Below are 20,932 nucleotides of genomic sequence, written 5' to 3'. Positions count from 1 at the left end.
AGAGGTTTACGGCGCGGAGGAGGCGGCCGCTTCAACGTGATCCGTGCGGGCATCGCGCACGATGCGGCGAACGTCGAAAAAGCTCACGTAAAGGATCATGGAGAAGAGCAGGACGATAAACGCGCTTTGCGCGCCCATGATGAAGTTGACCGGGAGCGCACGACCGCGAATGCGCGCGATCGTGGCAAACAGCATTTGTCCGCCGTCGAGCACGGGAATGGGCAGGAGGTTGAAGATCGCGAGGTTCACGTTCACGAGGATCGTAAACATCAGGACAGAGCGAATGCCGGCCTCGGCTGCGCTGTGAAAAATCCGCACGATGCCGACGGGGCCGGCGACTTTGGAAAGTCCGATGTCGGAGTGCGGGTTGATCAAGCTCCAGACGCTGCGGAAGGCCATGCGCGCCTGATCCCAGATTTGAGCGATGGGCGAAGGGTGCGCGAGCGCGAAGCCGGTGGTAAGCGTGAGGCCGAGCAGCGGCTGGTCTTTCGCGAGCGTGACCGGGGGCACGCTCAACGTGACGGGATGTCCGTCGCGTTTAACGCGCGCTTCGATCGTCTGCCCGGCGGCCTTCGTGAGCGTATCCTGATAGGTCGCGATGTTCAGAATGGTGCGATGATCCAGGGAGATGATTTCGTCGCCGGGCTTGAACCCGGCCTGTTCGCCCAGGCTGCCGGGCGCGACTTGATGCACGAGGAGTTCGTAACCGGGCGAAATGCCGACGCGACGGAAGCTTTCATCGCCGGCGAGGCGGGGGTAGAGCGTGACGTCCTGGGTCACGCCATTGCGTTCGATGGTGAAAACAACTTTCGGGCGGTCCTCCGCTGTGCGGCCGGTGCCGGTGACGATGGTTTCCTCCACGTCGGACCAGTCGTTGATGCGTTTACCATCGATGCGGCGGATCACGTCACCGATCTGGAGGCCGGCGGCGGCGGCCGGGCTCACGACTTTCGTCTTGTCGGGCAGGTCGAGCTGAGCGGCGACGTAGCCAATGCGGGTGCTGGCCGTCTCGCTGCTGGTGGGCTGGCCGATGCCCCAAATGATGCAAGCGAGCAGGAACGCGAAGATGACGTTGAAGGTCGCTCCGGCGACAAAGACCAGCATCTTGCTGAGGTAGCCCACGGGAGGCAGGGTCTCCGCGGCGGGCGACTCGCCCTCGATCGCGCGCAGATCCGCCAATTGCGGCAGGGAAACATAGCCGCCCAAAGGGAGCCAGGAGAGGCGATATTCCACGCCATCGCGGCCCAGCCAGGAAAAGATCTTGGGACCGAACCCGATGGAGAACCGGGCTACTTTCACTCCGCGGAGCCGGGCGAGCAGGAAATGCCCGAGCTCGTGCACGAAGATCGACCCGCCGAAAAATACGATGACGAGGAAGATGGACCAGACGTTGGACAAAAGGGAGGTGAAGAGGTCGGAGGACACGATGTTCAGAGGGAATACCGGCGCAGTTGCTCGGCGGCGATGCGGCGCGCGTCGGCGTCGACGGCGAGCACACTGGCGAGGTCAACCGGGTCGGCGGGTGAGATTAACCCCAGAGATTGCTCAACGACCGGGGGAATCGCAAGGAAGGGAATGCGACCTTGGAGGAACGCGGCGACTGCGATTTCATTGGCCGCATTATAAACGGCGGGAGCAACGCCACCGGCTTCCATCGCCTCGCGGGCGATCCGCAAAAGGGGGAAACGGGATTCATCCACCGGACGGAAATCCAGGGAAAACAGGCGGGCGAGATCGAGGGGCGGTTCGACGCCGGCGCGACGCTCCGGGTGCAGCAGGGCATGCTGGATGGGAAACGTCATCGAAGGCGGCGAAAGCTGGGCGAGCATGGTGCCGTCGAAAAACTCGACGAGGCAATGGACGATGCTTTGCGCATGCAGGACGGCCTGACATTGCGCGGGTTGCAGGTTGAAGAGCCACTTGGCCTCCATGAGCTCCAGGCCCTTGTTGGCGAGGGTGGCGGAATCGACGGTGATCTTGGGGCCCATCGACCAGTTGGGATGGCGCAAGGCGTCGGCAGGAGTGGCACGGGCGAGTTGATCCGCGGGCCAATCGCGAAATGCGCCGCCGGAAGCGGTGAGCACAATGCGGCGCACGGCGGATCCCGGATGGCCGGCGAGGCATTGAAAAACGGCGTTGTGTTCGCTGTCGACGGGGAGGAGCGCGGCGCCGTGTTCGCGGGCGGCGGCCATGACGAACTTGCCGGCGAGGACGAGAATTTCCTTGGAGGCGAGGGCGAGATCCTTGCCGGCGGCCAAGGCGGCAAGCGCGGGCGCCAAGCCGGTGGTGCCGACGACGGCGACGAGGACGACATCGGCGTCAGGCAGGGTCGCGAGGGCGTTCAGGCCGTCGAGACCGTGATGGAGGGCGGTGCCGGCGGGAAACGCGGAAATCTCGGCGCGGGCGGTGTTGAAGCTGGCGTCGTCAAAGATGCCGACGTGGGGCACACGAAACTCCGTGGCGATGGCGGCGAGTTTGGCCCAGTTGCTATGACCGGCGATGCCGACGAGTTCGAGCTTGTCGGGATGGGCGCGGAGGACGCGGAGCGTGTTCGTGCCGATGGAGCCAGTGGCGCCGAGGAGGACGAGGCGCTTTTTGCGCGGGGGAGAAGGTGAAGTGGAGCCCATCGTTCCGGGTGAACGTCCAGAGAACGAAGAACGGCAGAGAGAACGAGAACGATTTTAGCGCAGTCCGAAAAGCAGGTAACCGAGCGGCGCCGTGAGGATAAGACTGTCGCTGACGTCGAACATCCCGCCGATGCCGGGGATGACAGAACCGGAGTCCTTGATGGCCGCGCGGCGTTTGATGACGGATTCCACGAGATCCGAGACAATGCCGACAACGGCAAGGGGGGCGGCGAAAAGGGCGGCGTGAAGCGGGGTCATGCGCGGCGGGAAGTAGTCGCGGGCGAGCCAGGCGACAAAGGCGCCGACGCCCATCGCGATGATGACGCCGCCGATCGCGCCTTCCCAGGTTTTCTTGGGGCTGATCCCGGGCGACATTTTGTGCCGGCCGAACGCCATGCCGCTGAGGAGCGCGCCCACATCGCAGAACTTTGCGACGGCGACGAGCCAGAGAAAGAGGAGCAAGCGGCCGGTGGCGCCCACGGTGTCGCCGGGCAACGGCAGGACGATGCGGACGAGGTATTGGAACATCAACGCCACGTAAACGAGGCCGAAGAGGGTCGCGCCGAGCGCTTCGACGCGCTGGGTGGCGTCGCGTTCGCCGAGGATGCGAATCGCGAAGACGATGACGGCGGCGGCGAGCGTGTGTTCGAAGGGCAGGGCGAAGCGCAACTCCAGCCATGGCGCGAGCGTGATGAGCAGGCCGAAGACCAGGCCGAGTTTGACGAAGGGTTTTTGGCCCGCGCCGGCGAGCAACTGATAAAACTCACGCAGCGTGAGGACGGACAGGAGCGCGATCAGGAGCAGGGCGCCGCCGGTGCGAAACCACCAGAGCACGCCGAAAACGAACAGCCAGAGAAGGACGGTGCTGACGATGCGTTTGGCCATGAGCGGGGAGGGTGGCGTTTATTTCGAAGCGGCGGGAGAGAGCTGCTCGCTCGTGCGGCCGTAGCGGCGTTCGCGGCGGCCATACTCATCGACGGCGGCAGCGAGGTCGGTCTTGCTGAAGTCGGGCCAGAGCACGGGGGTGAAAATGAGCTCCGAATACGCGGCTTGCAGGAGAAGGAAATTGCTCAGGCGCGTCTCGCCGGAGGTGCGGATCACGAGATCGGGATCCGGCAGATCCGCGGAGTAAAGGTAGCGACTGAAGGTCGACCATGAGTCGTCGTTGAGTTTCTCGCGGCCGGCGGCGATGGCGGCGGCGTAGGCGCGCGCGGCATCCATCACTTCGGAACGGGAGCCGTAGTTGAGAGCCAGCACCAGCGTATAGTCCGAGAAGTGTTTGGTTTGCTCCACCGCGTGAGCGAGGACGGTGCGCACGCCCGGAGGCAGTTCTTCGGTGCGGCCGATGGTGCGCAGGCGCACGCGGTTCGCGATGAAGTTGGCGAGTTCGCGTTTCAGATAGAATTCGAGCAGCATCATCAACGCGCCGACCTCGTCCTGCGGGCGGCGCCAGTTTTCGGCGGAGAATGCGTAGAGGGTCAGCATGCGCACGCCGAGATCGCGGGCGGCGAAGGTGATGGTGCGCACGGTCTCGACGCCGCGGCGATGGCCTTCGATGCGGGGGAGGCCGCGCTGTTTGGCCCAGCGACCGTTGCCATCCATGATGATAGCGATGTGCTGCGGGATGCGGCCGGCGTCGGGCGGGGAGGGCCGGGCGGAGTCAGGACGGTCAGGAGGCATGCGCGAGCGGTCAGTTAGGGCGTGGCACCGGGCTTTGACAAGGCGCGAAGCGGCGCGCAGACGGAGCGTGGCATTTGACGGGAGACTCGCCGTGGCGAACGTGACCACATGAACACACCCTTGAGCTCAGCGGACGTGCAAACGGCATTGAAAGACTTGCCTGGTTGGAAAATCGAGGGCGATGCCCTGACGAAGACGATCACGTTTGGCAGTTTTCGGGCGGCGATGTCATTCATGGTGCGCGCGGGATTCGAGGCGGAGGCCATGAATCACCACCCGGAATGGACCAACGTTTACAATCGGTTGACCATTCGCCTCAACACCCACGATGCGGGCGACAAGGTGACCGCAAAGGATGTCGCGTTGGCGCGGACGATGGAGAAAATCAACTGGGAGAAGTAAGCGCGGCGCGTGCGGTCAGGCGATTTTGGTGGCGCGACCGATGGCGGGATCGGTGAAAATGTCGTGCTCGTCTGCGCTGTGCGTCGAGAATTCGGAGACCACTGCGCCCAGCTCACCGGCTTGGAACCAGTGCAGGGTATCGGGCTGGATCGTGTATTGTTCGCCGGGCGAGAGTGCGATTTCGTGCCAAACGGTGTAAGTGGCCGCACGATCAGGAGGAGGCCGACATGACGGCTGCGGTGCGGGCGGCCCTTCGACGTAGAGGTAAACTTTGCCCCAGCGGCAGCGAAACGTTTCCTCTTTGCCCGGCGTGCCTCCGAGGGAGGGGTGTTTGTGTTCGGGACACGTTTGCCGGGGCCAGAGAATGAGGTCTTTCGCGCAACAGCGCGCCGTATTGACGTAAACGAGCAGACCGAGGCCGGAGTGGGCGAAGTCGCTGAGGCCAAAGTCCGCGATTTCGATGCGGAGCTGCTCGGCGGGAGTGATGAAGGCGCCGGCGCGTTGAAAATAGGCGAGGGCTTCGGTCTGACGTTGCGTGAGCTCGTGACGGGTGATCATGGAGGACGGGAAGGAGGTTGGGGCTAAGCGGCACGCATGCGCCCGGTCGGGGTGCGCGAGCGGCCGGGGAAGCAGATACAGTTTTGATTATTGGGGCGCGCAAAAAAATGCGCAGAGCGAGTGAGCGTCGTCACGCTGCGGCTCGCGGGCGGGGTCCAAAAAGAATTGCTTGCGCAAATCTGCGACCGTTTATCTGCCGGCCAGTCGTGAACCTTCGTCGCTTCATTTTTACCGTTTATCTGGGCGCTTTTTTTGCGCTGGCGGCGGCGGCGGGCGTGTTTTTCTGGCAGACCCGCGCGGAGTATGACCGGTTGCGTCAGCAGCAAGTGGAGAGTCAGCGGCGGTTGCAGGATTTGGAACAAAGGCTCGCGGAGCAGGAAAAAGTATTGGAGCGACTGCGCACCGATCCGGCTTACGTGGAGAAAGTCATCCGCCAGCAGCTCGGCTACGCGAAGCCCGACGAATACATCTTCCGTTTTCCGCCATGAGCCAATCCATCATCGACGCCTTTACCCGAGCGGGGCAGGGGCACGTGTTTGCATTTTTCCCCGAACTCGGGCCCGACGCACAGCAAAAGCTGCTGGCGGAAGCAGCGGAGATCGATCTGGCGGAAGTCGAGCGGTTGAACCGCACGCTGGTGCGGACGGACGGTGCGGCGCCGGTGGTCTCGCTGGAGCACCTCGCGCCGGCGCCTTACGAAGCGCTGCCGGAACACGGGGGCGATCCTGTGGCGTGGGCCGCGGCGCGGCGTGAGGGTGAGGCGGCGTTGCGCGCCGGTCGGGTGGCGGCGTTTACGGTCGCGGGCGGGCAAGGCACGCGGCTGGGATACGATGGACCCAAGGGCACGTTCCCGGTGACGCCGGTGAAGCAAAAGCCGCTGTTTCAGGTTTTCGCCGAGAAGTTGCGCGCGGCCGGGGAGCGGTATGGCCGGCCGTTGCACTGGTTCATCATGACGAGTCACCAGAACCACGCGGCGACGGAGGCGTTTTTCACGGAGCATCGTCACTTCGGACTCGACGCGGCCCGCGTGCATTTTTTCCGGCAGGGCCGGATGCCGGCCGTGGACCTCGACGGGAAGATTTTGCTCGAAGGCAAATCGACGATTGCGATGTCGCCCGATGGCCATGGCGGTTCGATGCGCGCGCTCGAACGGAGCGGTGCGCTCGACGTGATGGCGAGCGAGGGCATCGACACGCTGAGTTATTTCCAGGTCGATAATCCGCTCGTGCACTGCATCGATCCGACGTTCATCGGCTGGCACCGGCAGCGCGGCTCGGAGATGTCGAGCAAGATGGTGCCGAAAGCGTATCCCGAGGAGAAATTGGGCCATTTCTGCGTGCAGGATGGCCGGCTCGTGGTGATCGAATACTCGGATCTGCCGATGAGCCTGCAACGCGAGACCGATCCGGCGACCGGCCAGTTGCGGTTTGTAGCGGGGAGCATCGCGATCCACGTGATCGACCGCGAGTTTGCCCGGCGCATGGCGCGTCCGGCGAGTGGGAGTGATGGAGAGCTCCCTTTTCACCGGGCGAATAAAAAAATCGCCACGATCGATGCGGCGGGGCAACCGGTGAAACCGGAAAAGCCCAACGGCGTGAAGTTCGAATTGTTCGTCTTCGATGCGCTGCCGTTTGCGCGCGATCCGCTCGTGATCGAGACGCGCCGGGCGGACGATTTTTCGCCAGTGAAAAACGCCGAGGGCGTCGATTCGCCGGAGTCTTGTCGCAACGATCAGTTGCGGCAATGGGCGCGCTGGCTCAAAGCCGCGGGCACGCCGGTGGCGACTGACGAGTCGGGGCTGCCGAAGGTGGTTTTCGAGATCTCCCCGCTGTTCGCCGACGATGAGCAGGCGTTTGTCGCCGCGTGGTCGAAGCTGTCGCCGCGGCCGGCGGTGGTCGACGGGCTTTACCTCGGGCCGGCCGAGTAGGGCGCGAGCAACGGGGTCAGCGACCTAACGAGAGTCGCACGCGGGTGAGCGCGGCGATGAGTTCGGTCGCGCGCAGCGGCTTGCTGAGGTAGTCGTTCATTCCGGCGGCGAGGCAGGCTTCGCGGTCGCCGCTCATGGCTTTCGCGGTGAGCGCGATGATGGGAATCGCCTTGACCAATTCGCCGCGGCTCCGGCGGGCGGCTTCCAGTTCCCGGATTTTCCGCGTGGCTTCAAAGCCATCCATGCCGGGCATTTCACAGTCCATGAGGATGCCGTCGAAGTGTCCTTCTTGCACGGCGTTGACGGCGGCAAAACCGTCGTCGACGAGCACGCAGTCGCACCCGTGCCGACGCAGCTGCATCTGCACGACGTTGCGATTAACGGCATTGTCCTCGGCGATCAGGAAACGCATCGAGCTGAAATCGGCGACGGGAGCCGAGGGGGCCAATTCGCGTTCTGGCGGCGCGACGCCGGTCTGCAGCAGCGCACTCAGCGTGTTGTGCAGGCCGAGGGTGCGCACCGGTTTCGTGAGCGCGTGGTGGATGCCGGTGTTTTCCAGTTCTGTCCGTTTGAAGCTGCGGGCGACGGGCGTGAGCAGGACGACGCCGGGTTGATGAAGCTCGGGCTCCCGGTGGATGGCGGCGGCGAGGTCTGCTCCGGACATCGCGGGAAGATCGAGGTCGGTGATCACGAGGGCGAAGGAATGCGCGGCGGTGGCGGCTTCGCGCAAGGTCTCGAGGCCGCGTTCGCCGTCGGGCGCGTCCGTCACGTCGAGCCCCCAGGATTCCAGTTGCGCGCGAAAATGGGCGCGGGCGGCGGCGTTGGCGGACACGACCAGCGTGCGTTGGCCGTGGAATTTGTCCAGCGCGGGGGCCGTGGGATCGGCGACGGGCAGATCGATGAGAAACCAGAACGTGGAGCCTTGATCGGGGGCGCTTTCGACTCCGATCTGGCCGTTCATTCGCTCGACGAGTTGCTTGCAAATCGCGAGGCCCAACCCGGTGCCGCCGTATTTCCGCGTGGTGCCGGAGGAGGCTTGCGTGAAGGGTTGAAAGAGCCGGGCGCGTTCCTCGGGCAGCAGGCCGATGCCGGTGTCGCGCACCGCGAAACGCAGACGCGCGCGGCCGTCATGCGATTCGACTTGGGTGATTTCGAGGGTGATTTCGCCGTGCGAGGTGAACTTCACCGCGTTGCCGACGAGGTTGATGAGGATTTGATTGAGCCGTCCGGCATCGCCGACCAGGCCGGCGGGCACGTTGGCGTCGATGGTGTGGAGCAGTTCGAGATTCTTGGCCTGCGCGGATTCGGCCATCGTTGCCAGCGCGCCTTCGGCCACTTCGCGAAGGTCGAAGGGCTGGGCATCGAACTGCAACTGGCCGGCCTCGATTTTCGAGAAATCAAGGATGTCGTTGATGATCGCGAGGAGGGACTCGGCGCTGTGGCGGGCGGTGGAAACGAAGAACCGCTGTTCGGGCGTAAGCGGCGTATCGAGCAGAAGGCCCACCATGCCAATCACGCCGTTCATGGGGGTGCGGATTTCGTGGCTCATCATGGCCAGAAAACTGCCTTTGGCCTGGCTGGCTAGTTCCGCTTGGGCGGCCATGGTCTCCGCGCGTGCGATCGCAGCTTCGAGTTTCCCGTTGGCGTCTTCCAGTTCGACCCGACTCAGGCGCAACGCCTCGGCGTGCCGGGCGATGTGCCGGAGCGTCCGGCGTTGCCACAAAAAAATCACGGCCACCACGACGATCAAACTGATGAGCGGAACGGCGTAAGGACGCAGATCGGCCAGCCGGATGGGTCGCGGCTCCACCGGCCCGATCCACTTCGCGAAGATGTGGTCGTAAGTGCCGTTGTGCAAAATCGTCGCGAGGCCTTCATTGAAGCGCGCGAGGAGGGCGGCGTCGCGCTTGTGAAAAACCACGTGGTAGTTGTGGACCAGATCTTCGACGAACACCTTGCGCAGTCCGTGGGTGTTGCCGACGCGGAGGGAAAGGACGCTCGTGAAAAGGGCCGCATCGCACTTGCCTTCGGCCGTGTCGCGGAGGATGTCGTCCGGCGACTTGTATTGGACGATCGTGGCGCCCCATTCGGGGTGTTGCAGCGCATGAGCGAGGGCCGTGGTGCCGAGCATCGCTCCGAGGGTTTTACCCTTGAAATCCGAAGTCCGGAGCAAGGGCGGCCGGTCCGGGCGCGAATACGTCACGCCGCGAATGGTGGCCGTGATGATGGAATAGGCATGGTTCTCCAGATCTGGATCCGTGCTGCTGATGGTGGTGAGCGCGTCGACTTTCCCGGCTTGGAATGAAACGATGTTCGTGCTCCACCAGTTGACCTCATACTCGGCCTTGAAGCCGCCCGCTTTGGCGACCGCGGCCAAGAGATCAGGGGTGAAACCTTTGGGCTGGCCGTTCTCATCGATGAAACACAAGGGCGCGGCATCGCGCGGGACGCCAAAGCGGATGACGGGGAGCGACTCGCGTCCCCAGGACGTCGCGACCAGAGCCAGTCCTGTGAGCCACAAAGCCAGCTGCCGAAAAATCATCGAAGCGGCAGGTTGGGAAGGGAGGCGGAAAATGGCCATGCGGAATATATGCGGGGGGCGAAAAGGTGGCCGGCGGGTGATTTCCTCCGCCAAAAAGCGAATGTCGAATCCGGACTGCAAGCCTGCAGTCGCCGGAGTAGGCGCGCGAAATGTGGCGGGTGCCGTAACTCCGCGCTTTCCGGGCAGTCGCGGTTTATCTATCTTCAGCGCATGTCACTTCGCCAAAAAATCGCCGATGCCGTGCAGGCGGGCCGCTTGATGCCGTCTGCCGAGGATAACTTGATTGCGTGGAGCGAGGCGCAATTGCCGGCGTGGGTGCGCGCGAGCGTTGAAGAACTGGTCGCGAAGGAGGCATGGAGCGAGTTGAACGACCGCTTCTATCGTTATCTCGAATTCGGCACCGGCGGCATGCGCGGGCGGACGATCGGCGTGGTGCAGGCGGCGGCCGAAACGGGCCAGGTGAATGCTGCGGGCACGCCGGAGCACGCCGCGGTGGGCAGCAATATGCTCAACGATTTCACGCTGATCCGCGCCGTGGTCGGTTTGCATCGTTATACGGTCAAGTTTCTCGCCGGCGCGGGCCGGCAGGAGACGCCGCGGCTGGTGATCGCGCACGATGTGCGGCATTTTTCGCGGCATTTCTGCGAGCTCGCGGCGTCGACGTGGACGCGGCTCGGCGGCGAGGCGTTCATCTTCGACGGGCCGCGGCCCACGCCGCAGTTGAGCTTCGCGGTGCGGGCGCTGAAGACGCACACGGGCGTGGTCATCACGGCGAGCCACAACCCCCCGCACGACAATGGCTTCAAAGCGTATTTCGAGGATGGCGCGCAAGTGATCGCGCCGCACGACAAAGGCATCGTGACCGAAGTCAACGCCGTGCCGCTCGCCGAACTGGCGGCGTTTCTCGCGATCGATTTGCAAGGCGTGACGACACTGGGGCGCGCGGCGGACGATGCGTATCTCGCCGTCGCGGCGAAAGCGGTGATCGACCCGGAGGTGTTCCGCGGCGGGGAAAAACTGCGAATTGTCTTCACGAACATCCATGGCACGGGCGGCATTCACTCGGTGCCGCTGCTCCTGCACGCGGGCGCGCGGGTGGAAGAGGTGCCGTCGCAGGTGGCGTTTGACGGACGTTTCCCGACGGTGAAGTCGCCTAACCCGGAGAACGCCGCGGCGCTCAAACTGGCCGTCGAGCTGGCGGAGAAGACCGGCGCCGATGTTGTGTTGGCGACGGATCCGGACGCGGACCGCATGGCCTGCGCGGTGCGCACGCGCGAGGGGAAACTGCAGCTTTTAACGGGCAACCAGATCGGCTCACTCCTCGCGGAATACCGGCTCGCGCGCTACAAGGAGCTGGGCTGGATCCCCGCGGAAGGCTCGTCGCGCGTCGCGATCATCAAGACCTTTGTGACGACCCAACTCCAAGATGCGATCGGTCGCGGTCACGGCGTGAAAGTCGTGAACACGTTGACGGGTTTCAAGTGGATCGCGGCGAAGATGCGCGGTTATGAAGAGCAGTTGCGCGCGGCGATGGGACCGGGGTTCGATTACGATGCGACGCCGTTTCGGGAGCGCGCGCGGCTACTGCAGGAGCACGCCACGTTTTACGCCTTCGGCACCGAAGAAAGTTACGGCTACCTGCCCAACGATTATTTGCGCGACAAGGATGGGAACGCGGCCTGCGTGATGTTTGCAGAGCTGTGCGCGTGGGTGAAAAAGCGCGGCCTCACCGTCACGGAATATCTCGATGAGATTTACCTGAAATACGGCTTCTTCCTCGAAGGCACGATCAACCTTTATTACGAAGGCGCGACGGGGGCGGCTAAAATCAAACGCATTTTGGAAACCTATCGCGCCGCCCCGCCGACGGCGTTTGGCGACGTGGCGGTGGTGAAGTTCGACGACTTCGGCCGCGAGCGCATTCTCGATGCGGATGGCGAGGAAGTGCCGAAACAGGATCTGTATTTCGTGACGCTGGGCGACGGCACCTGCTTTGCGGCGCGCGGCAGCGGCACGGAGCCGAAGATGAAGTTCTATGTGTTCGCGCAGGCCAAAGTCGGCGGAGCGTCCGAGCTGCCCGCGGTGAAGCAGCGGGCGCAGGCGGCGCTGGATGAAATCATGAAGCACATCGAAGCGGACGCCCGGCAGCGGGCGGAACGTTGACTGCTGCCCGCCGCGCCAGTGCGGCTTGGCTCCTGCTGCTGGCCGGCGCGTTGCTGGCGGTCGTCGCCATCTGGACGCACCGCGAGCGCGTGGTGCGGTTGGCGCATGCCGCCGTGGTGTTTTCGCCAGAATGGCCGGGGTGCGAACTGGTGGTGCCAGCCGACGCCCGCGACGAGGAGTGGGAGGCGGCGCGCATGCTCGCGGATGGATTGGCCAAGGCGGCCGGCACGGTGCCGGCGGCGTTTCCGATCGTGCTCGAAGACGCAGCGGAAAACGGCGCGCGAGCAATTTTCGTCGGAGCCACGCGCCGCGGGGCAAAGGAGTGGCTGGTGCCGAACGCAGCGCCCTTCGATACCGGCGTGGCTTATCGGGTGGAGCCAGGCGCGGTGATTATCACGAGTGAGGCGCGAGCCTCGATCATGGTCGCGGCGGCGTGGTTTTTGGAGCAAACGCTCAACGCTGAATGGTTTGTGCCGGGAGCGCGCGGAGAAGTGATCCCGCGCCGGGATTCGTTGGTGCTGAGAGCAGGCCGCGTGAGCGCGCGGCCGGCGTTTTTGTCGCGATCATTATCAGGCATCAGGACACCGGAGGAACGCGCTTGGTATCGCGCGAACGCGTTTGAGCAGCGCATCGGACATGGCCACAGCTTTGATCGCGTTTTTTCGCCTGACGTGGTGCAGGCAAATCCGGAGCTCGCGCCAGTCCTTCGCGGGCAGCGCTATTTCCCGAACGGAGAGAGTTACGAATGGCAGCCCAACATCGCCAATCCGCACGCGGCGGACATTGCGGCGCGCGTGATCGGCGACGCGTTTGCCGCGGATCCGGCAAGGCGGTGGTATTCACTGTGCGAAAACGACAGCATCTATTTCGACCAATCGGCGGAGACGCAGGCGCTGGTGCTGCCATTGAAATATTTTCGTCGGCGGCCGGATTTTTCCGACATGGTCTTCGGATTCACGAATGCGGTGGCCAAGAAAGTCGCGCAGGATTTCCCGGACCGATTCATCCCGGCGTATGCGTATTTTTGGACGGAAAACACGCCGACATTTGCCGTCGAACCGAACCTGGTGCCGATCCTCACGGCGGATCGCAGCCAGTGGTTTGACCCGGCTTTTGCGCGGGAGGATCAAGCGCTGATTCAGCGCTGGTGCGCTTCGGGCGCAAAGCTCGTGGGCGTTTATGATTACTTTTATGGCGCGCCGTTTCTGGTGCCGCGTCCGACGCTCTACGCCGTGCGGGCGTCGATTCCGTTCGAGCACCGGGCGGGTGTGCGGGTTTTCTTTGCCGAAGCAAATCCCAACTGGGCGCTGGATGGGCCGAAAATGTGGCTGACGGCGAAGTTGCTGTGGGATCCGGAACGCAATGCGGACCAGTTGCTGGCGACGTATTACCGGGAATTCTGGGGACGCGCCGCCGCGCCCATGCGACGTTTCTACGGTCTGGCCGAGGAGGCTTGGCAGACGCAGCCGCGCCCGGGTTATTGGATAAAGTTCTACGCGGATGAACAGCAGGCGTTGTTGTTTGGGCGGGAGCGGCGCGCGCAGATGCGGGCGTGTCTGGAGGAGGCGCGACGGGCGACGGCGAAGGATGCGATGTTGCGCGATCGGCTGGATTTTGTGGACGCCGGCTTTCGGCTCACGGAAGCGTTTGCCGATTTTTGCGAAGCGCGCGATGCCTTGTCGCTCCAGCTCGAGGATCCCACGATGACGCCGGCGGTTTTGATGGAGGCGTGGCGAACGTTTCACACGGGCCGCGCGGCGTTTTTGGCGGAGCATGTGCGGGTGCGCACGGACACGCCGTTGGCGGTGCGCCTGGAGAAGATTTCGAAGCTCATGCGCTATGACCCGACGGCGCGACTGGCCGCGCGATGGGCGGAGCTGGCCAAAGCGGACGCAAGCGTGGCTCGGTTCGAGCGTGAGGTCAGCGAAACCTTGGGACTTCACGGCGCGGAGGAATTGAGCGCAGGAGCGGAGCGGTTGCGCGATCCTCAGTGGAAGGATCTCATCGTCCAGGAATCGTCGCCTCTTTATGCATGCCGCTGGACGCCGCCGGGCGCGGCGTGGTTTGCGGATAAGGAGGCAGTGCTGGGGCGACGAGTGAAAGGCATTCGCACAGTCGAAGGCGGAAAAACGCTGCGCTTCAGCGGCTGCGCGCAGGACTATGTGGGCCAGACGGTGATGGTGAAGGCCGGAGAGCTCTGCGATGCGTCGGTCAGCGTGCGGGCGAAGGTCAGTGCGGGGAATGAAACGTCCGTGGGCGTGGTATTTCTCGATGCCGACGGAAACGTGTTGCCGAAAACGACGACGGATCGGTTGCCGGTGGGGGAAACGCGGGATTCCGTGCGCTTGCGTGCGATCGCCCGCGCGCCGGAGGAAGCGGCTTATGTGAGAATCGTGATCACCATGCTGCGGCAGGTGAACGACGATTACGCCGAGTGGTCGCGACCGTCGTTGCGGGTGGGACCGTAAATGTTGGCCGCGGGGCGGCACGCGCGTTCCCGGATCGGCACGGTGGGAGAAGTCCGCGCCAGAGAACGTATTCACCCGCAGGCGATGTCCCGCGGGCGCAAAAAAGCCGGCGGAGGGCCGCCGGCTTTGGTTTGGTGAAGGGAATGCGCGAGCTTAGTTGCGGCCCGCACGAGCGCGCGCGGCGCCCGCGGGACGGCTCTTGCTTTCGACGAATTCGCGGATGATCGCCATGCGCTGGCGCAGGCGTTCGTCTTCCTCGATCTCATCGACGCTGCGGATGGTTTCGTTCTTCGTCATCGCTTTCCGCATTTTCGTAAGCGCGAGGTATTCGAGCTGGCGGATGCGTTCGCGGGTGACGTTGAAGCGCTTGCCGACTTCCTCCAGCGTCAGCTCGTCCTTGCCGTCGAGGCCGAAGCGCAAACGGATGATCTCGGCTTCACGCTTGTCGAGGGAGTCGACCATCTCGCGGAGATCTTCGTTGAGGTTTTTCTCGCGGAGATTCTCGAACGGACTGGTCGCGTTTTCGTCGCCGACGATTTCGCCGAACGTTGCGGAGTCCGACTCGTCGCCGACGGGCGCGTCGAGCGAGGCGGGACGCACGCTGACCGATTTGAGATGCGCGACCTTGCTGGTCGGGATCTGCATCTCGATCGCGATTTCCTCATCGGTGGGTTCGCGGCCGAGTTGCTCGGTCAACGCCATGGCGGTGCGGCGCATCTTGGAGATTTTGTCCACCAAGTGCACGGGCAGGCGAATCGTCTTCGACTGGTTGGCGAGGGCGCGTTTGATGGACTGTTTGATCCACCACGCGGCGTAAGTGGAGAGTTTGCCGCCCTTGCGCGGATCGAAGCGTTCCACGGCCTTCACGAGGCCGATGTTACCTTCGCTGATCAGGTCGAGAAGCGGCAGGCCAAAATCCTTGTAGTCCATCGCGATTTTCACGACGAGGCGAAGGTTCGCGGAAATCATGTGATCGCGCGCGGCCTTGTCGCCGCGTCGGATGCGTTTGGCCAGGACGATCTCCTCCTGAATGGTCAGGAGGGCGGTCTTGCCGATTTCCTGGAGGTAGAGCTGAAGATTGCTGCGCTCAAGGGGAGCCGATTCGGCCGCAGGGGCCGGCTCGTTGCGTTCGAGAAACGACGGAGCGGCATTGCCGGTGGGAGCGGCAGGCGGGACGAGCTCGTTGGACTCGTCAGGCTCGGAAAAGGTGCGTTTGTATTTTGATTTAAGAGCCATGATGGATACCGGTGAAGGCGTTGGGATTGGTCACGGACACGGGAGGACGTGTTCCGCAGGTTGTTTTCACAACGTATGAGCTATAAACGTTCCAATCCTTCCTCACTTTCTCTCCTCTCAGCCCGGGAAAATCCCGGATTGCCGTGCGTCAAGCTGACGCACAACGCGCCATTCGCGTGAACGGAGGAACGTCACCTTGGCGCACCGTGCGGCGCCGGCGGAGCGGATGCGGGAGACTACGCTTAGGACGCGAACTGCTCCGCAAGCGCGACGGCTTTGAGGAGGGCGCCCGCCTTGTTGATCGTCTCCTGATATTCGGACGCGGGAACTGAATCGGCCACGACGCCGGCGCCGGCTTGAATATAGATGTGACCGTCCTTGAGGAGCGCTGTGCGCAGGGTGATGCACGTGTCCATATTGCCGTCGTAACCGATATTGCCGAGGGCGCCGGCGTAGAAACCGCGTTGAGAGGGTTCCTGGGCGGCGATGATCTGCATGGCCCGGACTTTGGGCGCACCGGTGACGGTGCCGGCGGGGAAAGTGGCGCGGAGCAGATCGAAGGCATTGCGCGCCGGGTCGATGCTGCCTTCGACCTGCGAAACGATGTGCATCACGTGCGAGTAGCGTTCGACGACCATGAATTCGGGCACGCGGATCGTGCCAAACTGGCAGACGCGGCCGATGTCGTTGCGCGCGAGATCAACGAGCATGAGGTGTTCGGCGCGTTCCTTTTCGTCGGCGAGGAGTTCTTGTTCGTAGATCGCATCCTGTTCGACGGTCGCGCCGCGGGGCCGGGTGCCCGCGATCGGGCGAATCTCCACCAGTCCGTCCGTGAGGCGCACATGCACTTCCGGCGAAGCGCCGACGATGGCGAAGTCGCCCGCATCCAAGATAAACATGTAGGGCGACGGGTTGACCGTGCGCAGCGCCCGGTAGAGATCGAGGGCGGAGCGGGCAAACGGCCGCACGAAGCGCTGGGAGGGCACCGCTTGAATGATGTCGCCCGCGCGGATGAATTCCTGACACGCGGTGACGGCGCGTTCGAAGCCTTGAGGCGTGAAATTGCCGGGCGGCACGTCCGGGCGGCCGGGATCGACGAGCGGGGCGGGCGAGAGGCCGCGCGGCTGTTTCAGCAACGCGTAAAGGTGGTGCAGCTCGGCGATGGCGCGGTCGTAGGCGGCGGCTGCGTCGGCGCGGTCGGAGACGTGGGCGTTGACGCAGAGGCGGAGGGTCTGTTTCGCGCGGTCGAAAATGAGCAGCGAGTCGGAGAGGATGAAATAGAGGAGAGGCGTTTTCAGCTCATCCACCGGGGCGGCGGGCACGGTGGGCTCGATGCGCGTGGCGTATTCGTAGCTGACGAAGCCAACGGCGCCGCCGGTGAACCGGGGCATGCCGGGAAGGGACACCGGCCGATACGTGCTCATCTCGTGCTCCAGCAGGGTCAGCGGATCAGCGGGCGTCGCGAGATGCTGCGCGGGACGACCGGCCTCGCGGATTTCCGTTTTCTCCGGGCCGCAGATGAAGATTTTGCGCGGCCGGCAACCGATAAAGCTGTAACGCGAGAGGCGTTCGCCGCCTTCGATGGATTCCAGCAAATACGAGGGACCGGCTTCGCGGAGCTTGGCGTAGGCGGAGACAGGCGTTTCGAAGTCCGCCATCAGGTCGGTGTAAACAGGGATGACATTCCCGGCCTCGGCGAGATGGAGAAAGGCTTCCTTGGTCGGATGGATGTTCATCGTGAAACTTGGGCTTATGCCGAACCCGGGCGCAGGGCCGCAAGGCGGGAATGAAATGACGCGCGCGAACGGGGCGGCGCGAATAACGTTTTGCGCTGGCGCGCGGATTTTGCGGCGATGGCGGCGTGATTTTCTACGACGTCACCAAAGCCGGCCGGGGCGGTCCGCGCTCCGGTTTGATGCGCACCAGCGAACGCGTGCGCATCGCGCTCGGGGCAGCGGTCACGCCGGTGCGTTGGGGCGAGTGGGATCCGCGTGTGATGGGGGAAAGCGATTGGTTTCTGACGGCGGAGCTGTTTGCACCGGATGAGCGCGTGGGGATGAACGCATTTCTCGCCGCCCAAGGAGCCCGGACGGCGGCGCTTTATCACGACGCCATTCCGATGAAACTGCCGCACGTGACGTGGCCCCAGAGCGTGGCGCGTCATCCGCATTATCTGAAAATGCTGGGACAGTTTGGTCGGGTGTTGGCGAATTCGGAGGCGAGCCGGGGCGAGCTCGAACATTATTGGCGCTGGCTGGGGAGGGAGAACGCACCAGCGGTCACGGCGCTGACGCTGGGCGCGGATTTTGACGGACAACCGCGCCAGGCAGGGCCGGAACCGGAGGAAAGGGTGAGTCTGCTTTGCGTTGGCATTATTGAGCCGCGGAAGAATCAGCTCTTGCTGCTGGAGGCGTGCGAACGGGTATGGCGGGAGGGCCTGGATTTCCGTTTGCACGTGGCGGGTCGGATGAATCCGCATTTCGGGCGCGCCACAGTGGCGGCGATCAAGGCGGCGCGGCGGCGCGGGCGCGCGGTCGTCTGGCACGAAGCGCCGGACGATGCGGCACTGCGAAAGCTTTATCGGGGTGCGAGCGTGGCGGTTTTTCCAACCCAGGCCGAAGGGTGTGGCCTGCCGGTGGTGGAGGCGTTGTGGCAGGGCGTGCCGTGCGTGTGCAGCGATTTGCCGGTGTTGCGCGAACACGAACGCGGCGGCGGGTGCGTCTACGTGCGCAGCGGCGAGGTCGACGCGTGGGCGGAGGCCGTCCGGGCGGTCGTCGGGCAGGCGGAGTTGCGTCGGCAATTGCGCGCCGCGGCCGCGACGCGTCCGCTACCGACGTGGGCGGACACGGCCCGGCAGGTGCGGGCGGCTCTCGGGTGCTGAGCGGAGCGTGCGCCTGGCGCGACTCAGAGTTTCTTCAACGCGTAGACGAGCGCATCGTGGATTTTATCCATTTGCTCGTCGGTGTGGGTCGCGGAGATCGCGGTGCGAATGAGATCCTTGCCGGCGGGCACAGCGGGGGCGATCGACATGACCGTGAAAACGCCTTTCTCGAGGAGAGCGCGCCAGAAGATGTAGACGCGTTCCTTTGAGCCGAGGACAATGGGAATCGCGGGAGTTTCGCTGCCCCAGATGTCAAGTTTGAGGTCTTGCAGCATCGCGCGGTAGCGGCGGGTGTTGGCCCACAGGCGTTCGTGGTGCCACGGCTCCGTCTGCATGATCTCAAGGGCCGCTTGCGCGGCGGCGGCCTGGCCGGGGGGAATCGCGGCGCTGAAGATGGTCTGCTTGGAATTGGAGCGCAGATACTCGATCAAATCGCGCGAACCCGCGACGAAGCCGCCGACGCTCGCGAGGGATTTGGAGAGGCTGCCGCAGATGATGTCGACGCGGTCATTGAGTTGGAAGTGGTCGACCGTGCCGCGGCCCTGCCGCCCGAGGACGCCGAAGCCATGGGCGTCGTCCACGATGCTGAAACAGCCGTGCGGTTCGCCGATCGCGAGCAGTTCAGGCAGTCGACAGGTGTGGCCTTCCATCGAATAGACGCCCTCGAGGGCGAGGATCTTCGGTGCCGGGGAGTGCGTGGCGGCGGCGACTTCGCGCAGGTCGTCGGGATTGTTGTGCGAGAACCGCTCGACCGTGGCGTGGGAGAGGCGCAAGCCGTCCCACATGCAGGAGTGCAGATTTTTGTCGGCGAAAACGACGTCACCTTTCTGCGGAAACGTGGCGAGGCAGGTGAGGCACGAGAGGTAGCCGGCGGAATGCACGTGGCAGGCCTCGCGTTCGAGGAAGGCGGCGAGGCGTTCTTCGAGTTCGAGGTGAAACGTGCGCGAACCGTTCGACGAGCGTGCGCCCGTCGTGCTGGTGCCCCACTCGAGGGTCGCGTTGCGCGCGGCTTCGATGACTTTGGGGTGCGTCGAGAGGCCGAGATAATCATTGCTCGAAAGCATGATCACGTCGTGGCCCTCGTAGGGCAGCGTCGTGCCGTGGGGCACGCCCAACGCGTGATAATACGGCGCGTATTTCAACCGCATCTTGGTGAGGTAATCGTCGCGACAGCGTTCGAGAACGGGGTTCTTGCTGCGGCTGAAAAACGGAAGCGCCATGGATGGAATGGCCGAAATTAGGCCACCCGCCCGCGAGGGAAAGGCTAATTTCCGGTGCGGCGCACGGGAACCGACTGCGTAAAGGCAACCAACGCCTGCGCGTATTCGGACCAGGTGCGAAAGCGGCGGCGGCGGGCTTCGGCGGTGAGTGCAGCGCGCCGTTCGGGTGCGGAAAGCAATTCGTCGATGGCGGCGGCGAGGGAGAAGGCATCGACGTGCGGAAGCGTGAGACATCCGCCTCCCGCCGCGGCCTCGCCGAGCGCTCCCCGCGCCGAACAGATGCACGGTTTCCCGTAACCGAGACTTTCGAGCACGGGCAGGCCGAAACCTTCCATCAGCGACGGGTAAACGGTGAAGGCGCAACCAGCGTAGGCGGAGCGGACCGTGGCATCGCTCGCGGCACCATCGTAGCGCAGGGGCCGCCCGGCCGCTTGGAGCGCCTGCAACCGCTCCAGTCCGCGTGTGCCGGTCGGGCGCTGCGCGAGGCCGATGATGCGGAGCTCGAAACGGCGACCGGCCGCCCAGAGTTGCTCGCACGCCTCGAAGAGGGCGACGTGGTTCTTTCGTCCTTCGATGCTGCCCACGCTCAACACAATGGGCACGGCCTCGGGCGCGACGGCGGACTCGGCGGAGAGGAGGGGCGGAGTGATGCCGAGCGGGAGGGCGCTGACAACAGGCGGCGAGGCGACGCCGAGCCATTCCCAGTAATCCACGAGCGCCGCCCGCGAATCCTCGGAAATCGCTGCGATGCCGTCGAACGCGAGCAATTCGCGCAAGTAACCGGGGAAGCGCGCGACGGTTGCGGCCGGCGTGAGCTCCGGAAGTTTGAGCGGAATCGCGTCGTAAAACACGGCGACGCGCGGGCCGGCCACATGGGCAAACAATGCGGGCAGACTGCGCGCGACGGTCGGCGAAAAAAGTTCCGGCACGATGAGGCCGGCGGCCTGACCTTGAAGGCTCCGGCGGGCGGCGAGTCCGCTCGCGTGGAGCACACGCCCGCGCCACTTGATCCAACGCGGCCAGCGGGCAGAGCGGGAGGTCGTTGCGGCCGTGTCGTCGAGGTTGGCGCGCTCCCATGATTCGAGCCGGCGCCAGACGTTGAGATACGGATCGCGCGTCACGGGCTCGACGCGACCGGCGAGTTGGGCATGCAACGCGCGCGTGAGCTGCTGAATGCCGGTGCGCGCGCCGGTGTGGCTCGTGTGCGTGAGATCGAGCAGGAGCATGG

Annotated in this window: 16 protein-coding genes; 6 read left to right on the top strand and 10 right to left on the bottom strand. The window is 64.3% G+C overall.

Features of this window, described 5'->3' with window-relative positions; genetic code table 11:
- Positions 1-6: 6 nt before the first annotated feature.
- Genes rseP through uppS form a run of 4 tightly spaced genes read right to left on the bottom strand, consistent with a single transcriptional unit; the run spans position 7 to position 4,307 of the window.
- Entirely contained in the window at positions 7-1,425 is a 1,419-nt protein-coding gene (gene rseP, locus K0B96_RS09565) for an RIP metalloprotease RseP (protein ID WP_220160680.1), read from the bottom strand.
- Positions 1,426-1,430: 5 nt separating this feature from the next.
- Positions 1,431-2,627, bottom strand: a complete 1,197-nt coding sequence (gene dxr, locus K0B96_RS09560) for a 1-deoxy-D-xylulose-5-phosphate reductoisomerase (protein WP_220160679.1) — start codon at positions 2,625-2,627, stop codon at positions 1,431-1,433.
- 54 nt (positions 2,628-2,681) lie between these two features.
- Entirely contained in the window at positions 2,682-3,512 is an 831-nt protein-coding gene (locus K0B96_RS09555; RefSeq protein WP_220160678.1) for a phosphatidate cytidylyltransferase, read from the bottom strand.
- A gap of 18 nt (positions 3,513-3,530) precedes the next feature.
- Positions 3,531-4,307 carry an undecaprenyl pyrophosphate synthase gene (gene uppS / locus K0B96_RS09550; RefSeq protein WP_220160677.1) on the bottom strand — a complete coding sequence of 259 codons (777 nt, stop codon included), beginning with the start codon at positions 4,305-4,307 and terminating at the stop codon, positions 3,531-3,533.
- Between the two features lie 108 nt (positions 4,308-4,415).
- Here uppS and K0B96_RS09545 point away from each other — a divergent pair, with 108 nt between their 5' ends.
- Positions 4,416-4,709: a 4a-hydroxytetrahydrobiopterin dehydratase gene (locus K0B96_RS09545; RefSeq protein ID WP_220160676.1), complete on the top strand. Its 294-nt coding sequence runs from the start codon at positions 4,416-4,418 to the stop codon at positions 4,707-4,709.
- Positions 4,710-4,724: 15 nt separating this feature from the next.
- On the opposite strand, the gene K0B96_RS09540 is transcribed toward K0B96_RS09545, so the two are convergent.
- Positions 4,725-5,267, bottom strand: a complete 543-nt coding sequence (locus K0B96_RS09540) for a cupin domain-containing protein (protein ID WP_220160675.1) — start codon at positions 5,265-5,267, stop codon at positions 4,725-4,727.
- A 206-nt stretch (positions 5,268-5,473) separates the two neighbouring features.
- On the opposite strand from K0B96_RS09540, the gene K0B96_RS09535 reads away from it, so the two are divergent.
- A complete protein-coding gene (locus tag K0B96_RS09535) occupies positions 5,474-5,755 on the top strand; it encodes an FtsB family cell division protein (RefSeq protein ID WP_255558603.1) in 282 nt (93 codons plus the stop codon).
- Positions 5,752-7,194 (top strand): UTP--glucose-1-phosphate uridylyltransferase, encoded by a 1,443-nt coding sequence (locus tag K0B96_RS09530; protein ID WP_220160673.1) that lies wholly within the window; start codon positions 5,752-5,754, stop codon positions 7,192-7,194. Before K0B96_RS09535 ends, K0B96_RS09530 begins: the two co-directional genes overlap by 4 nt.
- A 16-nt stretch (positions 7,195-7,210) precedes the next feature.
- On the opposite strand, the gene K0B96_RS09525 is transcribed toward K0B96_RS09530, so the two are convergent.
- Complete coding sequence (locus K0B96_RS09525; protein WP_220160672.1) at positions 7,211-9,775, bottom strand: response regulator; 2,565 nt, start codon at positions 9,773-9,775, stop codon at positions 7,211-7,213.
- A 171-nt stretch (positions 9,776-9,946) separates the two neighbouring features.
- Here K0B96_RS09525 and K0B96_RS09520 point away from each other — a divergent pair, with 171 nt between their 5' ends.
- Entirely contained in the window at positions 9,947-11,899 is a 1,953-nt protein-coding gene (locus K0B96_RS09520; protein WP_220160671.1) for a phospho-sugar mutase, read from the top strand.
- Positions 11,896-14,367, top strand: coding sequence for a DUF4838 domain-containing protein (locus K0B96_RS09515; RefSeq protein WP_220160670.1), 2,472 nt, complete (start codon positions 11,896-11,898; stop codon positions 14,365-14,367). Before K0B96_RS09520 ends, K0B96_RS09515 begins: the two co-directional genes overlap by 4 nt.
- A gap of 153 nt (positions 14,368-14,520) precedes the next feature.
- On the opposite strand, the gene K0B96_RS09510 is transcribed toward K0B96_RS09515, so the two are convergent.
- Together K0B96_RS09510 and trpE are read right to left on the bottom strand one after the other, a co-directional pair.
- Positions 14,521-15,603, bottom strand: coding sequence for a sigma-70 family RNA polymerase sigma factor (locus K0B96_RS09510; RefSeq protein ID WP_220160669.1), 1,083 nt, complete (start codon positions 15,601-15,603; stop codon positions 14,521-14,523).
- Between the two features lie 242 nt (positions 15,604-15,845).
- A complete protein-coding gene (gene trpE, locus K0B96_RS09505) occupies positions 15,846-17,339 on the bottom strand; it encodes an anthranilate synthase component I (protein ID WP_220160668.1) in 1,494 nt (497 codons plus the stop codon).
- Positions 17,340-17,464: 125 nt separating this feature from the next.
- On the opposite strand from trpE, the gene K0B96_RS09500 reads away from it, so the two are divergent.
- Complete coding sequence (locus K0B96_RS09500) at positions 17,465-18,484, top strand: glycosyltransferase (protein ID WP_220160667.1); 1,020 nt, start codon at positions 17,465-17,467, stop codon at positions 18,482-18,484.
- A gap of 23 nt (positions 18,485-18,507) precedes the next feature.
- Here K0B96_RS09500 and K0B96_RS09495 read toward each other — a convergent pair whose 3' ends face one another.
- Both K0B96_RS09495 and K0B96_RS09490 read right to left on the bottom strand, forming a co-directional pair.
- The gene (locus K0B96_RS09495) at positions 18,508-19,704 is read right to left on the bottom strand and encodes an aminotransferase class I/II-fold pyridoxal phosphate-dependent enzyme (protein ID WP_220160666.1); all 1,197 of its coding nucleotides are present in this window, start codon (positions 19,702-19,704) and stop codon (positions 18,508-18,510) included.
- Positions 19,705-19,748: 44 nt separating this feature from the next.
- Positions 19,749-20,930, bottom strand: coding sequence for a glycosyltransferase (locus tag K0B96_RS09490; protein WP_220166492.1), 1,182 nt, complete (start codon positions 20,928-20,930; stop codon positions 19,749-19,751).
- Positions 20,931-20,932 lie beyond the last annotated feature (2 nt).

Origin of the sequence: Horticoccus luteus, assembly GCF_019464535.1 — a bacterium.
Taxonomy (GTDB): Bacteria; Verrucomicrobiota; Verrucomicrobiia; order Opitutales; family Opitutaceae; genus Horticoccus; species Horticoccus luteus.
The sequence above is the reverse complement of the archived record's forward strand: the minus strand, read 5'-3'. Positions and strand labels throughout refer to the sequence as shown.

Bases quoted from the DNA above. Each gene is read 5' to 3' on its own strand.
- K0B96_RS09545 (WP_220160676.1), top strand. From the start codon at position 4,416: ATGAACACACCCTTGAGCTCAGCGGACGTGCAAACGGCATTGAAAGAC.
- K0B96_RS09530 (WP_220160673.1), top strand. From the start codon at position 5,752: ATGAGCCAATCCATCATCGACGCCTTTACCCGAGCGGGGCAGGGGCAC.
- K0B96_RS09540 (WP_220160675.1), bottom strand. From the start codon at position 5,267: ATGATCACCCGTCACGAGCTCACGCAACGTCAGACCGAAGCCCTCGCC.
- K0B96_RS09520 (WP_220160671.1), top strand. From the start codon at position 9,947: ATGTCACTTCGCCAAAAAATCGCCGATGCCGTGCAGGCGGGCCGCTTG.
- trpE (WP_220160668.1), bottom strand. From the start codon at position 17,339: ATGAACATCCATCCGACCAAGGAAGCCTTTCTCCATCTCGCCGAGGCC.
- K0B96_RS09510 (WP_220160669.1), bottom strand. From the start codon at position 15,603: ATGGCTCTTAAATCAAAATACAAACGCACCTTTTCCGAGCCTGACGAG.
- K0B96_RS09555 (WP_220160678.1), bottom strand. From the start codon at position 3,512: ATGGCCAAACGCATCGTCAGCACCGTCCTTCTCTGGCTGTTCGTTTTC.
- dxr (WP_220160679.1), bottom strand. From the start codon at position 2,627: ATGGGCTCCACTTCACCTTCTCCCCCGCGCAAAAAGCGCCTCGTCCTC.
- uppS (WP_220160677.1), bottom strand. From the start codon at position 4,307: ATGCCTCCTGACCGTCCTGACTCCGCCCGGCCCTCCCCGCCCGACGCC.
- K0B96_RS09490 (WP_220166492.1), bottom strand. From the start codon at position 20,930: ATGCTCCTGCTCGATCTCACGCACACGAGCCACACCGGCGCGCGCACC.
- K0B96_RS09495 (WP_220160666.1), bottom strand. From the start codon at position 19,704: ATGGCGCTTCCGTTTTTCAGCCGCAGCAAGAACCCCGTTCTCGAACGC.
- K0B96_RS09525 (WP_220160672.1), bottom strand. From the start codon at position 9,775: ATGGCCATTTTCCGCCTCCCTTCCCAACCTGCCGCTTCGATGATTTTT.